The organism is Massilia yuzhufengensis (assembly GCF_900112225.1).
Classification (GTDB): Bacteria; Pseudomonadota; Gammaproteobacteria; order Burkholderiales; family Burkholderiaceae_D; genus Telluria; species Telluria yuzhufengensis.
Genome location: NZ_FOLD01000003.1, coordinates 59,171 through 72,622, shown reverse-complemented (window position 1 = coordinate 72,622; position 13,452 = coordinate 59,171). Strand labels below are relative to the sequence as shown.

Genomic DNA, 13,452 nt, shown 5'->3' with positions numbered 1-13,452 from the left:
TCGTCGGTACAAATGTGCCCCGTGGGGGCCCATGATTACGCCACCACTGGCTCGGCCCTCGGGTTGCGCGGATCCTGGGTCCAGTTCATGTAGGGCTTGCCGCTTTCCTGCGGCACCATGGTGATGCAGGCCTCCACCGGGCAGGTGATCTCGCACAGGTTGCAGCCCACGCATTCGGACTTGATCACCTCGTAGCGGCGCGCGCCCGCCTCGTCCACCATGCGCGCAATCGACTGGTGCGAGGTGTCTTCGCAGGCCACGTAGCATTTGCCGCACTTGATGCACTTGTCCTGGTCGATCTGGGCGATGACCTGGTAATTCATGTCCAGGTACTTCCAGTCCGTGGTGTTCGGCACCGCCTTGCGCGAGAACGCGGCGATGTTGGCGTAGCCCTGGGAATCCATCCAGCGCGACAAGCCGTCCTTCATCTCTTCGACGATGCGGAAACCGTGCAGCATCGCCGCCGTGCACACCTGCACGCTGCCGGCGCCCAGCGCGATGAATTCGGCCGCATCGCGCCAATTGCCGATGCCGCCGATGCCGGAGATCGGCAGGCCGCGCGTCGCCGGGTCGCGTGCGATCTCGGCCACCATGTTCAGGGCGATCGGCTTGACCGCCGAGCCGCAATAGCCGCCGTGGGTGCTGGCATTGCCCACCGCCGGGAAGGCCACCATGCGCTCCAGGTCGATGTGGGTGATCGAGTTGATGGTGTTGATCAAGGAGACCGCATCGGCCCCGCCGGCCAGCGCGGCCCGCGCCGGCGCCCGTACATCGGTGATGTTGGGCGTGAGCTTGACGATCACCGGCAGCCGCGTGTGCTTCTTGCACCAGGCGGTGACCATCTGCACGTAGTCCGGCACCTGCCCCACCGCCGCACCCATGCCGCGCTCGGGCATGCCGTGCGGGCAGCCGAAGTTCAGTTCGATGCCGTCGGCGCCGGTGGCTTCCACCAGCGGCAGGATCGCCGCCCACGGCGCTTCCTCGCAGGGCAGCATGAGCGAGACGATCATGGCGCGGTCCGGCCAGTCCTTCTTCACTTGCGTGATCTCGCGCAGGTTGATGTCCAGGCTGCGGTCGGTGATCAGCTCGATGTTGTTGAAGCCGAGGACTTCGCGGTCCTTGCCGTAGTGGGCCGAGTAGCGCGACGACACATTGACCGCCGGCGGGTCTTCGCCCAGTGTCTTCCAGACCACGCCGCCCCACCCCGCCTCGAAGGCGCGCACCACGTTGTAGGCCTTGTCGGTCGGCGGCGCGGAAGCGAGCCAGAAGGGGTTGGGCGACTTGATGCCGCAGAAATCGATGCTCAGGTCGGCCATGCTGCCTCCGTAGTGGCTTGGATGTCTTCGTGGATGGCCATCGCAGCCAGCTTGCCGTGCTGGACCGCCTGTACCGTCAGGTCCTGCCCCGGCGCGACGCAGTCGCCACCGGCATAGATGCCGGGCAGCGCGGTGCGGAAGCGCCCGTCGATCCAGATGCGCTCACCATCGCGCGCCAGTTCGCGCGCCAGCGGTTCGGCAAACCCGTCTTCGGACATGCCCTGGCCGATGGCCTTGAACACGGCGTCCGCTGCGATCTCGATGCAGCCGCCCGTGCGCAGCAGGCGCCCTTCTTCCATGCGGGTCTGTTCGAAACGCATGCCGGCGACCCGCCCCGCATCGTCCAGCAGTACTTCCAGCGGCGCGGCCCAGGTGCGGATGCGCACCTGGTTGGCCTTGGCGATTTCGATCTCGTGGCCGGTCGCGCTCATCGCTTCCAGGCCGCGGCGGTAGACCAGGGTGACGTCCTCGGCGCCGAGGCGCTTGATCTGCACCGCCATGTCGATGGCGGTATTGCCGGCGCCGATGACGATGGCGCGGCGCGGCACCGGCAGGCTGGCCAGGTCGCTGGCCTGGCGCAGCGCGGCGATGTAGTCCACCGCCGCCATCAGGCCAGGCGCATCCTCGCCGGTGAGCCCGAGCGAACGGCTGGCGCCCAGGCCGACCCCCAGGAACACCGCGTCGTAGCGGGTGTGCAGTTCGGCCAGGCTCAGGTTCTCGCCCAGCTTGCGCTCGTACTCGATATGGATGCCGCCGATCGACAGCAGGAAGTCCACTTCCTGCTGGGCGAAGTCGCCCGGCAGCTTGTACTTGGCGATGCCGTATTCATTCAGGCCGCCGGCTTTCGGGCGCGCCTCGTAGACCACCACGTCGTTGCCCAGCATGGCCAGGCGGTGGGCGCAGGACAGGCCGGCCGGGCCGGCGCCGACCACCGCGATCACCTTGCCGGTGGCGGGGGCTCGCTCGAACGGATGGCCTGCGAAGCGCGCGTTGTCGATCGCGTAGCGCTGCAACAGGCCAATGCGCACCGGCTCGCGTTCGGCCGGGTGGTTACGCACGCAGGCATCCTCGCACAGGATCTCGGTGGGGCACACCCGGGCGCAGCTGCCGCCAAAGATGTTGGCCTTCAGGATGCCGTGGGCGGCGCCATTGATGTTGTCGGTGTGGATGTTGCGGATGAAGCCTGCAACGTCGATGCCGGTGGGGCAGGCATTCATGCAGGGCGCGTCGTAGCAGTAGAGGCAGCGCGCCGCCTCGACCGCGGCCTGGCGCGCGGTGAGGGCCGGCGCCAGGTCGGTGAACTGCAGGGCGAGCTCGCTGCTGGAGCCTGCCGCGGGGGGCAGGTGCTGGAGTGATTCGATCATGGGCATCCCTTTTTATTATCCGTCGACTACACCGCGTACTACTTCATCTGCGGGAACGCGAACTCCGGACCGCTGCTGGCGGTATTCGGCCAGCGCTCCATCACCGCCTTGTGGCGGGTGTAGAAGCGCACCCCTTCCGGGCCATACGCGTGGTGGTCGCCGAACAGGCTGCGCTTCCAGCCGCCGAAGCTGTTGAAGGCCATCGGCACCGGCAGCGGCACGTTGACGCCCACCATGCCCACTTCGATCTGGCGCACGAACTCGCGCGCCACGCCGCCATCGCGGGTGAAGATGGCCACGCCATTGCCGTATTCGTTGGCGTTGATGAGTTCCACCGCGCTACCCACGTCCGGCAGGCGCACCACGCACAGCACCGGGCCGAAGATCTCCTCCTGGTAGATGCTCATGTTGGGCGTGACGTGGTCGAACAGGGTACCGCCGACAAAAAAGCCGTTCGGGCAGCCTTCCACCTGGTGGCCGCGGCCGTCCACCACCAGCGTGGCGCCCTGCTCCACGCCCTGGCCAATCAGGCGTTCGATGCGCTCCTTGGCCGCGCCCGTGATCACCGGGCCCATTTCGGCGCCATCCACGGTGCCGTCGTCGATTTTCAGCCTGGCGGTACGTTCGGCCAGCGCCGCCACCATGCGGTCCCCGGCGTCGCCGATGGCGACCGCCACCGAGATCGCCATGCAGCGCTCGCCGGCCGAGCCATAAGCGGCGCCGATAAGGGCGTCGACCGCCATGTCCATGTCGGCGTCCGGCATCACCACCATGTGGTTCTTGGCGCCGCCCAGCGCCTGCACGCGTTTTCCGGTGGCGGAGCCACGGGCGTAGATGTATTCGGCGATCGGGGTCGAGCCCACGAAACTGAGGGCCTGGACGTCCGGATGGTCGAGCAGCGCATCGACCGCCACCTTGTCGCCTTGCACCACGTTGAACACGCCGTCCGGCAGGCCGGCTTCTTTCAAGAGGCGCGCATGCAGGAGCGAGGCCGACGGGTCGCGCTCGGAGGGTTTCAGCACGAAGGTGTTCCCACACGCGATCGCGACCGGGAACATCCACATCGGCACCATGACCGGGAAGTTGAAGGGGGTGATGCCGGCCACCACGCCGAGCGGCTGGCGCATCGACCAGGCGTCGATGCCGCGCGCGATCTGGTCGGTGAACTCGCCCTTGAGCATGTGCGGGATGCCGACGGCGAATTCCACGATCTCGATGCCGCGCGCGACTTCTCCTTGCGCGTCGGCCAGGGTCTTGCCATGCTCGCGGGTGACCAGCGCGGCGAATTCGCCGGTGTGCTGCTGGCACAGCTGCAGGTACTTGAACAGCACGCGGGCGCGCGCCAGCGGCGGGGTGGCGGCCCAGGCCGGGAAAGCGGCCAGCGCGGCGGCGACTGCGGCATCGACCTCGCGCGGTTCGGCCAGCGCCACTTTGGCGCAGGGCTCGCCCCGTGCGGGGTTGAAGACGTCGGCCTGGCGCGTGCCCTCTGCGTGCACCTGCTGGCCGTCGATGAAGTGCGAAATGATGGTCATTGGTTCAGTCCAGGTTTTTCAATACGTTGGCCAGCTTGCCGAACAGTTCGTCGATGTGCTGCTTGTTCAGGACCAGCGGCGGCGACAGTGCGATGATGTCGCCGGTGACGCGAATCAGGATGCCGTCGGCGAAGGCCTGCTTGAAGGCCTGGAAGGCGCGCGCCCCCGGCTTGCCGGCGATGGGCGCCAGTTCGATGCCGGCCACCAGGCCGATCGAGCGCAGGTCGATCACGTGCGGCAGGCCGCGCAGCGAATGCAGCGCATCTTCGAAGTAGGCCTGCATCTCCTTGGCGTTTTCCAGCACGCCCTGCTCGCGGAAGACCTCGAGCGTGGCGATGGCGGCGGCGCAGGCCAGCGGGTGGCCCGAATAGGTGTAGCCGTGGAACAGTTCGATACCGGCCGGCGCATCCATGAAGGCGTCGTGGATGTGGGCCTTGGAGAACACGGCGCCCATCGGCACCACGCCATTGGTCAGGCCTTTCGCGGTGGTCATCATGTCCGGCTCGACGCCGAAGTAATCGCTGGCAAACGGCGTGGCCAGGCGCCCGAAGCCGGTGATGACTTCGTCGAAGATGAGCAGGATGCCGTGCTTGTCGCACAGTTCGCGCAGTCGCTTGAGGTAGCCCTTGGGCGGCACCAGCACGCCGGTGGAGCCGGCCACCGGCTCGACGATGACGGCGGCGATGGTGGAGGCGTCGTGCAGGGTCACCAGGCGTTCGAGTTCGTCGGCCAGCTCCACACCATGATCCGGTTCGCCGCGCGAGTAGGCGTTCTTTGCCAGGTTGTGGGTGTGCGGCAGGTGGTCCACGCCCGGCAGCAGCGGGCCGAAGCTCTTGCGGTTGTTGCCGATGCCGCCTACCGACAGGCCGCCGAAGCCCACGCCGTGGTAGCCGCGCTCGCGCCCGATCAGGCGGGTGCGCCCGCCCTCGCCGCGCGCCCTGTGGTAGGCCAGCGCCATCTTCAGCGCCGTGTCCACCGCTTCGGAACCGGAATTGGTATAGAACACGTGGCCGAACTTGTGGCCGGTGTAGTCCATCAGCTGCTCGGCCAGGTCGAACGCGGCCGGGTGGCCCATCTGGAAAGTGGGGGCGAAGTCGAGCTGGCCCACCATTTCGCTGACGGCCGCTGTGATGCGCGGCTGGGCGTGGCCGCAGGGCACGCACCAGAGGCCGGCGGTGCCGTCGAGCACGCTGTTGCCGTCCACATCCTTGTAATACATCCCCTCGGCCGACACCAGCAGGCGCGGATTGGCCTTGAAGTCGCGGTTATTTGTGAACGGCATCCAGAATGCGGACATCGAACCGGGCCTGTTTTCGTTCATGCGTCTCTCCCCGCCATGCGGCGAAAAATTTTTACCAGTTGGCAAAATATTGATTAATAATAGTCAGCAAGGCAACACCGGCACAGATACACCAAGGGCAGAAGCGACCAACCGTACAGGGAGCTTAACCTGTACAGTTCAAACTCCGGGAAGTGGAGCGACGGCAATGGATGAGGCGGTTTTGACAGGGGATGTTCCTTGCGAAAATCCGGCACCGGGTAGTGCCTGGCCCGTGCTGGCCATTGACCGGGCCAGGCGCGGCAGTCTGGTCGACCAGATCGTCGGGGCTATCTCGTCGATGGTAAACGAGCGTCAGTTGGGTAGCGGTACAAAAATGCCCTCGGTTAGACAATTCGCAAAGTGCAACGCCGTCAGCACCTTCACCGTGGTCGAAGCCTACGAACGCCTGCACCAGTTGGGGCTGCTGTCCTCGCGCCGCGGCTCGGGGTTTTTCGTGGCCCGCAGCCTGCCGCAGGCCCACATCGCTCCCGCCGCCCCACCCAGCCTGCAATCCGAAATCGACGCCCTCGCGCCCGACCTGTATTCGGGCCAGGGCGAGGCCCTGCCGGTGGGCGCCGGCTGGCTGCCGCCCGAGTGGTATGGGGAAAACACCATCCTCGACGCCGTGCGCCATGCGATGAAGATCCCGGCCAGCCGCCTGCGCGGCTACGGCCATCCGCTTGGCTTTCCCTCGCTGCGCCAGCACCTGGCCGCGAGCCTGTCGGGTGAGCTGTTCGCGGTCGAACCCGACCAGGTGCTGCTGACCCATGGCGCCACCCACGCGTTTGATCTCGTGCTGCGCACGCTCACCCGCCCCGGCGACGTGGTGCTGGTGGAAGATCCGGGCTACAGCAACCTGCTGTCGCTGGTGCGCCACCACGGCTGCATCCCGGTCGGCATCCCGCGCGGCGAGAACGGCCTGGACATGGAAGAACTGGCGCGCCAGGCCGCCGGGCGCCAGCCCAAGCTCATGTTCGTCAACACGGTGCTGCAGAATCCCCTCGGCACCTCGCTGTCGCAGGCCCAGGCGCACCGCCTGCTGGCGCTGGCCGAGCAGTACGATTTCTGGCTGGTGGAAGACGACATCTACCGCGAACTGGCCGCACCCGGCGATGCCTCGCTGGCCGCCATGGACGGGCTGCGCCGCGTGATCCGGGTCGGCAGCTTTTCCAAGACGCTCTCGCCAGTACTGCGGGTCGGCTCGCTGTGCGCTTCGCCCTCGCTGGTGCCGGAGCTGCTGCGGGTGAAGATGGTGGCCGGCCTGACCACGTCCGAGATCAACGAGCGCGCGGTGTTCCACGCCACCAGCGCGCGCGGCTACCGCCGCATGGTCGAGCGCCTGGCCGAGCAGCTGGCCGACGCGCGCGAGCGCACCATCGAGGCCCTGGGCAGCATCGGCATGGCGCCGCTGGCGCGGCCGCGCGGCGGCATGTTCGTCAGCGCCGGCTGGCCCGGGGCGCCGGCGCCCGGCCGCTCCGGCCGCGCTATCGCCGACGCCGCCCTCAAGGCCGGCATCCTGCTGGCCCCCGGCGAATTCTTTACCCAGCGCGAGCCAGGCAGCACCTGGTTCCGCTTCAACGCCGCCTATGCGGCCAACCCGCAACTGCTCGACTTCCTGCGCGCGCAGCGCTGAGGCCCACCCATGGACATCCATATCACCGACAGCGCCCGGCGGCGCGACAAGCTGGAAGGCGCCATCGTCGGCGCCGCCACCCGCCTGTTCGCCGAATGCGGCTACGAAGGCACCAGCATCGCTACCGTGGCGCAGCAGGCCGGCATCTCGAAGCAAAACCTGCTCTACTACTTCCCGACCAAGCCAAGCCTGTACAAGCGCGTGCTCGACGCCGTGCTGGACGACTGGCTCGAGCGCATGGCCCACCTGGCCAACGCCGGCGGCGAGCCGGCCGACGTGCTGCGCGCCTACGTCGCGGCCAAGCTGCGCTTCTCGCGCGAGCAGCCGTGGGCCTCGCGCGTGTATGCGATGGAAGTCATCGGCGGCGCCAAGTTCTATGGCGACCAGATCCGCGAGCGCGTGGTGCCGCTGCTGCGCCGCGACATCGAGGTATTCGAGCGCTGGATGGCCGACGGCCGCATCGCCCGCGTCGACGCCACCCACCTGCTGTTCGCGCTGTGGGCGATGACGCAGTCGTATGCCGATTTCTCGGCCCAGATGGCGCTGGTGCTGGACCGGCCCGAACTGACCGGCGGCGACTTCGAGGACGCCGAGCGGCTGATCGGCGACATGGTGGTGCGGGCGGTGGCCGCCGGTTGACGCCTGGGTAAACAGCAATGTTATCATTCCCGCCATGTCGAGCTACCCCACCCCCATCCTGACCACCGACCGGCTTACCCTGCGTCCGCTGACGATGCCCGACGCCGCCGACCTGTTCGCCGTGTTCGCCGATCCGCTGGTGGTGCGCTACTGGAGCGCCGAGCCCTGGACCTCGGTGTCGTTCGCGGAAACCGCGATCCGGCAGGCGCTGGACGCCTACCGCGACGGCAGCGAAGTGCGCTTCGGGATCGAACTGGCCGACACCGGGGTGCTGGCCGGCACCGTGAACCTGCACCACTTCTTCCCCCAGAACCGCCGCTGCGAGATCGGCTATGCGCTCGCCAGTGCTTACTGGGGCAAGGGCTACGCCACCGAAGCCCTGGAGGCTGCGCTCGACTACGGTTTCCACGAGCTGCGCCTGAACCGCGTCGAAGCCGACATCGACCCGCGCAACGCGGCCTCGGCCGCGGTGCTGGAACGGATGGGCTTTCGCAAGGAAGGCTATATGCCGGAGCGCTGGATCGTGCACGGCGAGATGGCCGACACCGTCAACTACGGTCTGCTGCGCAGCTACTGGGACGCGCGCGCCTAGGCGGGGGCTCTTCCGAAAGTGACAGCCGGGCCTCCCCGTTTATCCGCCCACGCTACCGCCAGGACCGGAATTTCAACCGTTTGTCGGATGGCCATGGCGCATTTCATGCGTGCGCCCTAGAGTGGCCTCATCAACTCAACAAAAGGACGCACCATGAAAACCTACCGTTTCGATTCCTTCGTCGCCGACATGCAGGACATGGGCCGCAAATGCAACCGCGCCGTCCGCAGCGGCGCCCGCAGCCTGGCCGCCCTGTCGTGGCCGGCCCTGCTGGCAGTGTCGATCGTCCTGGCCTGCCTGATCACCCTGGTGCCGCTGGTGCTCACGCTGTTTGTCGGCTTCCTGCTGCTCAAGGTCCTGGCCACGGCGCTGTTCGGCCGCCGCCCAGCGCAGATCGTGGAGTAAGCCATGACCGCCGCCCCGATCAACCGCGCACTCGACTTCGTGCGTGAAGCCGTCGCCGAAGCCAGCGCCATCTGGTGGGGCTTCTTCGACTGGCTGGCCCTGGTCGAGTGGCGCAAGCTGTACGTGACCTGGTTCCTGGTCTTCATCTTCGGCATCTCGTTCCAGCTGACCGAACCGGCCGTGTGGTTCATCCTGCTCTCGTTCGGCGTGAAAGTGCTGGCCGGCGGCAAGCGCCGCGCCGAACTCAAGGCCAAGGACGCCTCGGACAAGGCCAACGTCGCCACGCTCGAACGGCGCCTGATGGAAGCGCAGATGGCCACCCTGCAGGCCCAGGTCGAACCGCACTTCCTGTTCAATACCCTGGCCCTGATCGGCCAGCTGATCGAGACCGACCCGAAGGAAGCGGCGCGCGTGCACGCCCACCTGATCGAGTACCTGCGCTCTTCGCTGCCGCAGATGCGCGCCGGTGGCGGCGGCACTCTCGGCAAGCAGGTGGAACTGTCGCGGGCCTACCTGGCCATCATGCAGGCGCGCATGAAGGAACGCCTGGCGGTGCGCTTCGAGGTGCCCGATTTCCTCGGCAGCTCGCCCTTCCCGCCCATGATGCTGCAGACCCTGATCGAAAATTCGATCAAGCACGGCCTGGAACCCAAGGTGGCCGGCGGCACCGTCACCGTGAAGGCCCACGTCGAAGGCGCCACGCTGCACGTGGACGTGTGCGACGACGGGGTCGGCATCAACCTGCACGCCGACGAGGGCGTGGGCCTGGCCAACATCCGCGAGCGCCTCGCCCTGCTGTACGGGAAGGATGCGGAACTGGTGATCGAAATGCCACCCGGCGGCGGCGCCTGCGCCTCGATCCGCCTGCCCTATCGCATGACGGAGTTCGACTGATGACAGTCACGGCGCTGATCGCCGACGATGAAGCGCCGCTGCGCGAGCAGCTGCGCACCCGCCTGGCGCAGGCCTGGCCCGAGCTGCGCATCGTGGCGGAAGCGGCCAATGGTGTCGAGGCGCTGGAACTGGCGGCGCAGCACAAGCCGGACATCGCCTTCCTCGACATCCGCATGCCCGGCATGGGCGGCATCGACGCCGCCCGCCAGCTCTACAACCGCTGCCACATCGTGTTCGCCACCGCCTACGACCAGTACGCGCTGGATGCTTTCGAACAGGGCGCGATCGACTACCTGCTCAAGCCGGTGACGCCGGAGCGCCTCGCGACCACTTGCGAGCGCCTGAAGGCGCGCCTGCACCGCGCGCCGCAGGACATTGGCGCGCAGCTGGCCGAACTGGGCACCCTGCTCAAGCAGGGCGGCGCGGCCAAGCCGAACTACCTGCGCTGGATCCAGGCGCAGGTGGGCGGTAGCCTGCGCATGATCAGCACCCGCGAGATCCTGTTCTTCCAGGCCGACGACAAGTACACCTGCGTCCAAACCGCCACCGCCCAGCTGCTGATCCGCAAGACCCTCAAGGAGCTGGCGGACGAGCTGGACCCGGACGAGTTCTGGCGCATCCACCGCTCGACGCTGGTGCGGGTGGATGCGATCGCCGAAGTGTTCCGCGACCTGCGCGGACGGCAGATGGTGCGCCTGCGGGACTTCCCAGGCGAACTGGAAGTGAGCCGCAATCACGGCCACCTGTTCCAGCAGATGTAGGGTGGTCCGGGCCACGAAAGGCGGCTGCGCCGACCGCGCGTCCAGCTCGCGGCGGCATCGCCGCTACGTTCTAACCGAACAGCCCATCGTCCGAACCGTCGCCATCGAAAAAGCCGCCATTGCCATCAAGGCCGCTTTCATCGGCTAGCATGCTATTGCCGGTACCGATATCGCCCAGGCCCGCCTGTTCGGCCAGTGAACTGCCGGACAGGTCGCCGCCTGCAAATTCACTCCCCCCGCCCAGCAGGTGGCTGGCCCCGCCGTCATGGTCATGGAACAGGTTGTCCAGGCCGTGGAACAGGAAGCTGCCCGCCGCCACGCCAGCGGCCGTTGCGGCGATCGATCCCAACATCCCACCGCTACCGCCACCGCCGCCGCGCAGGAATCCCGGCAGGCCGCGGCTCATCGAGCCGGGGATGGCGTGTTGGTAGGACATGTGGTGGGGTTGTGGATGGCTCGCTTGGCCGCGGCTGCCCCAGCTATGCGGGTCGAGGAAGCCGCCGCTCTCCCGGCCCTGGTTCTGCAGCTGGCTTTCCAGCGCGGCGATCCGGGACTTGGCGCTACTGAGCGCTTGCTCCATCAGCAGGACGCGCTGCACCAGCAGGTAGGCGGCGTCGGGCTGCTGGGCGACGGCGCGCTGGATCAGGGCGTCGGCCTCGGGGTCTTTCTGGATGCCGCGGGCCTGGACCAGCTGGCCGAGGAAATCGTGCAGCATGTGTGAGTCGGATGGGTTCATGGGGGTGCTCCTCATCGAAACGTGGTCACATGTGCATGTTGTGTGGTTGGCGGGGATTTCAAGAGAAGACATAGTACCGAGCCGTCTGGCGGCTGACCGGGAATTAATGCAAATAGCAAACTCTCGTTAAGCTGGGCGGATAATTACCCCGTCTTGTTTTTCTAGTGCGGTCAATTTCATGAATTGCGCAACTCCGAAACCTATCATCTGCATGATCGTCGAGATGGCGACGATCATCGGAATTCCCCAGGCAAACACACTAAAAATGGGAAATGTATTGCGCAATGAGAGTCCGGCCAACATGAACGCGACAACAAGAATGGAAATCGCAGCGTCAAAGCTTTTCGGAACGCCTGGAATGTAAACTACTACGGACAGCTTCAGCGATTTTAACAGTCCAGTCCAGTTAATTGCACCTTCATGTTTACTGTAAAAGCGGAACAATGACTTTTTCGCCGTTTCATCCCACTTCAATTCCATTATCTCGATTCCCTTGGATACGTTTGAGTACCAGAGCACCAGCGACATCAGGCTTAACAACAGCTTTACTTCGAGCCCAATTGACGGCACCCACAACAGCGGCAGTATCAGACATAAAAGGAATCCGACGATCGCAAAAATAAAAGCGATGTTATACAGTATCAGGTGCGCGACCCTCTTTTGCCCCATCCTTGCTAGTATCAGCTGTGACGTCAATAAAGCGATGAGCATCATCGTGCCAACTCTTAGAAATGAGACCGCAGCCTCGTCCCCTGCGAGTTTGTCAGTAAGCGCCCATCCCCCTGCAACGCCGCCAGTAAGCATGAATGCTGATAATGATAAATGTGCAATGGAACTGTTCGCCATATTATCGCGACGCCTCTGCTATTGAATGTTTGATTTTGAACCCGTCATCCAGTTTATCAACGATTATCCCAGCAAGTATGTAGCCGCCAACTACTACCGCAACGACGGCAATGACGGGCGCAGCCGTCAGCCCTGCGATAGTCGCGCCGGCCGTCACCATCGCAATACCACTGGCCGCGAACACGCTGCCCATCACGGCAGTGAGACCTGCTTTTGCGATCGACACACCAGCGCGGCCCAAAAGTTCGGAGAGATCCTTGCTTCCCTTCTCGTCGAAATACACGGTATGCACGTCCACAAATAGATCAATCACGGTCCCAATAATTTGGATCTTCACTCCACCCTTGAAGTTTTCAGTGGCAGTGAGCATGATTCTGCGCGCGCCGTATCCTGCTTTGCCGCTTTTGGCGAATCCACCATCGATGAAGCTGCTTGCTTTTGATCCAAGAACGACATTCTGATGAACCGTTTTTGCCGTTTTTCCAGCCAGAGCGGCGGCGACTACTTTCGATACAGGCTTTCCCTTAAATATCGCCCTATACTGACCTTTCGCTTTTTTTTCGATGCGAACCATCATCAAGATCTTGTCCATCGATCGGATATGCTCCTGCAAGTACCCGGCACTCTCCTTAAACACAGTACTCGTCACAAAATCGTTACCCGAGATGGTGGAGGCAACAGCGCCCAGTGCTTTATAGAGATGAGAGTTTCCTTTTGTTTGCGCCGCTCCTGACAGCAGTTCGCTGGGCTTTCCGCTTACCGGTCCGGTTTCCAATTGCCGCAAGACGTCCGCGCGAATCTCGGCGGGGTGCACATCGGCGACTGCGACGTACTCCCTAACATCCGGTGGGTCGGAAGGATACGAATAGTCAAACCTGGTGCTGCTCATGTTCGCCAAAAGCGGTAGCTTTGGATTGAGTAGCGCAAAGATGTCGAGCTGGTTCTGGACAACGTTCAGCGGGCCAGCGGTCGTCGATGAGGCAGAAGCCTGTTCGCGCGTGGCCAGCGTTACCAACAGCGGCTCCGGCTTCTCCTTTGGGTCGGTCCCATAATTGGTCGGGTCCAGCTCGACGACATTGTATTGGCCTAAGACAGTTCCGCTAACCGAAAGGACGAGTGAGCCCTTGAACTCCCGGCCAACCCAGATATGGAACTTTTCTCCATCGGAGAATTCGACCTGCCTCAGTAATTTTTTCTCCCGTGGGCTGTAGAACTGCGACTTCGATACGACGGTGTACAGCGCCCCCTTCTTGAGATTGATGTCGAAGATCACATCGCGATGCTTGCGCAAAATGACCTTTACCTTGTCACTCGACCGCCAGCACTGAACGCTCTCCCCTGGCAAGTCGATGCACACCTCCTGCGCCGCCGCGTTCGACGTGTGATTTACTTTCTTTGCGCTCATTTCAAATC

13 protein-coding genes are annotated in these 13,452 nt (G+C 64.8%); 6 read left to right on the top strand and 7 right to left on the bottom strand.

Annotated elements, in window-relative coordinates:
* Positions 1–35: 35 nt before the first annotated feature.
* From preA to aptA, 4 genes are read right to left on the bottom strand one after another with little or no spacing between them, the layout of a single operon-like run.
* A complete protein-coding gene (gene preA, locus BM031_RS03880; RefSeq protein ID WP_091871406.1) occupies positions 36–1,316 on the bottom strand; it encodes an NAD-dependent dihydropyrimidine dehydrogenase subunit PreA in 1,281 nt (426 codons plus the stop codon).
* Positions 1,304–2,680, bottom strand: a complete 1,377-nt coding sequence (locus tag BM031_RS03875; protein ID WP_091871797.1) for an NAD(P)-dependent oxidoreductase — start codon at positions 2,678–2,680, stop codon at positions 1,304–1,306. Before BM031_RS03875 ends, preA begins: the two co-directional genes overlap by 13 nt.
* A gap of 38 nt (positions 2,681–2,718) precedes the next feature.
* Positions 2,719–4,212, bottom strand: a complete 1,494-nt coding sequence (locus BM031_RS03870) for a CoA-acylating methylmalonate-semialdehyde dehydrogenase (protein WP_091871403.1) — start codon at positions 4,210–4,212, stop codon at positions 2,719–2,721.
* Positions 4,213–4,216: 4 nt separating this feature from the next.
* Positions 4,217–5,533 carry an omega-aminotransferase AptA gene (gene aptA, locus BM031_RS03865; RefSeq protein ID WP_091871401.1) on the bottom strand — a complete coding sequence of 439 codons (1,317 nt, stop codon included), beginning with the start codon at positions 5,531–5,533 and terminating at the stop codon, positions 4,217–4,219.
* A 166-nt stretch (positions 5,534–5,699) separates the two neighbouring features.
* Between aptA and BM031_RS03860 the strand changes: the two genes are divergently transcribed.
* From BM031_RS03860 to BM031_RS03835, 6 genes are all read left to right on the top strand, one after another.
* Positions 5,700–7,166 carry an aminotransferase-like domain-containing protein gene (locus tag BM031_RS03860; RefSeq protein WP_091871398.1) on the top strand — a complete coding sequence of 489 codons (1,467 nt, stop codon included), beginning with the start codon at positions 5,700–5,702 and terminating at the stop codon, positions 7,164–7,166.
* A 9-nt stretch (positions 7,167–7,175) separates the two neighbouring features.
* Positions 7,176–7,805 carry a TetR/AcrR family transcriptional regulator gene (locus tag BM031_RS03855; protein WP_091871395.1) on the top strand — a complete coding sequence of 210 codons (630 nt, stop codon included), beginning with the start codon at positions 7,176–7,178 and terminating at the stop codon, positions 7,803–7,805.
* 34 nt (positions 7,806–7,839) lie between these two features.
* On the top strand, positions 7,840–8,397 hold the full coding sequence (locus tag BM031_RS03850) for a GNAT family N-acetyltransferase (protein ID WP_091871393.1): 558 nt from the start codon (positions 7,840–7,842) through the stop codon (positions 8,395–8,397).
* Positions 8,398–8,550: 153 nt separating this feature from the next.
* Positions 8,551–8,802 (top strand): hypothetical protein, encoded by a 252-nt coding sequence (locus BM031_RS03845; RefSeq protein ID WP_229408515.1) that lies wholly within the window; start codon positions 8,551–8,553, stop codon positions 8,800–8,802.
* Positions 8,803–8,805: 3 nt separating this feature from the next.
* Positions 8,806–9,696: a sensor histidine kinase gene (locus BM031_RS03840; RefSeq protein ID WP_091871390.1), complete on the top strand. Its 891-nt coding sequence runs from the start codon at positions 8,806–8,808 to the stop codon at positions 9,694–9,696.
* Positions 9,696–10,457: a LytR/AlgR family response regulator transcription factor gene (locus BM031_RS03835; RefSeq protein ID WP_091871388.1), complete on the top strand. Its 762-nt coding sequence runs from the start codon at positions 9,696–9,698 to the stop codon at positions 10,455–10,457. Before BM031_RS03840 ends, BM031_RS03835 begins: the two co-directional genes overlap by 1 nt.
* 70 nt (positions 10,458–10,527) lie before the next feature.
* Here BM031_RS03835 and BM031_RS03830 read toward each other — a convergent pair whose 3' ends face one another.
* The 3 genes from BM031_RS03830 to BM031_RS03820 form a co-directional block, all read right to left on the bottom strand.
* Positions 10,528–11,193 (bottom strand): DUF2076 family protein, encoded by a 666-nt coding sequence (locus tag BM031_RS03830; protein WP_177207648.1) that lies wholly within the window; start codon positions 11,191–11,193, stop codon positions 10,528–10,530.
* 126 nt (positions 11,194–11,319) lie between these two features.
* Positions 11,320–12,039: a hypothetical protein gene (locus tag BM031_RS03825; RefSeq protein WP_143084507.1), complete on the bottom strand. Its 720-nt coding sequence runs from the start codon at positions 12,037–12,039 to the stop codon at positions 11,320–11,322.
* A gap of 1 nt (position 12,040) precedes the next feature.
* Entirely contained in the window at positions 12,041–13,444 is a 1,404-nt protein-coding gene (locus BM031_RS03820) for a hypothetical protein (protein ID WP_091871380.1), read from the bottom strand.
* Positions 13,445–13,452: the final 8 nt, after the last annotated feature.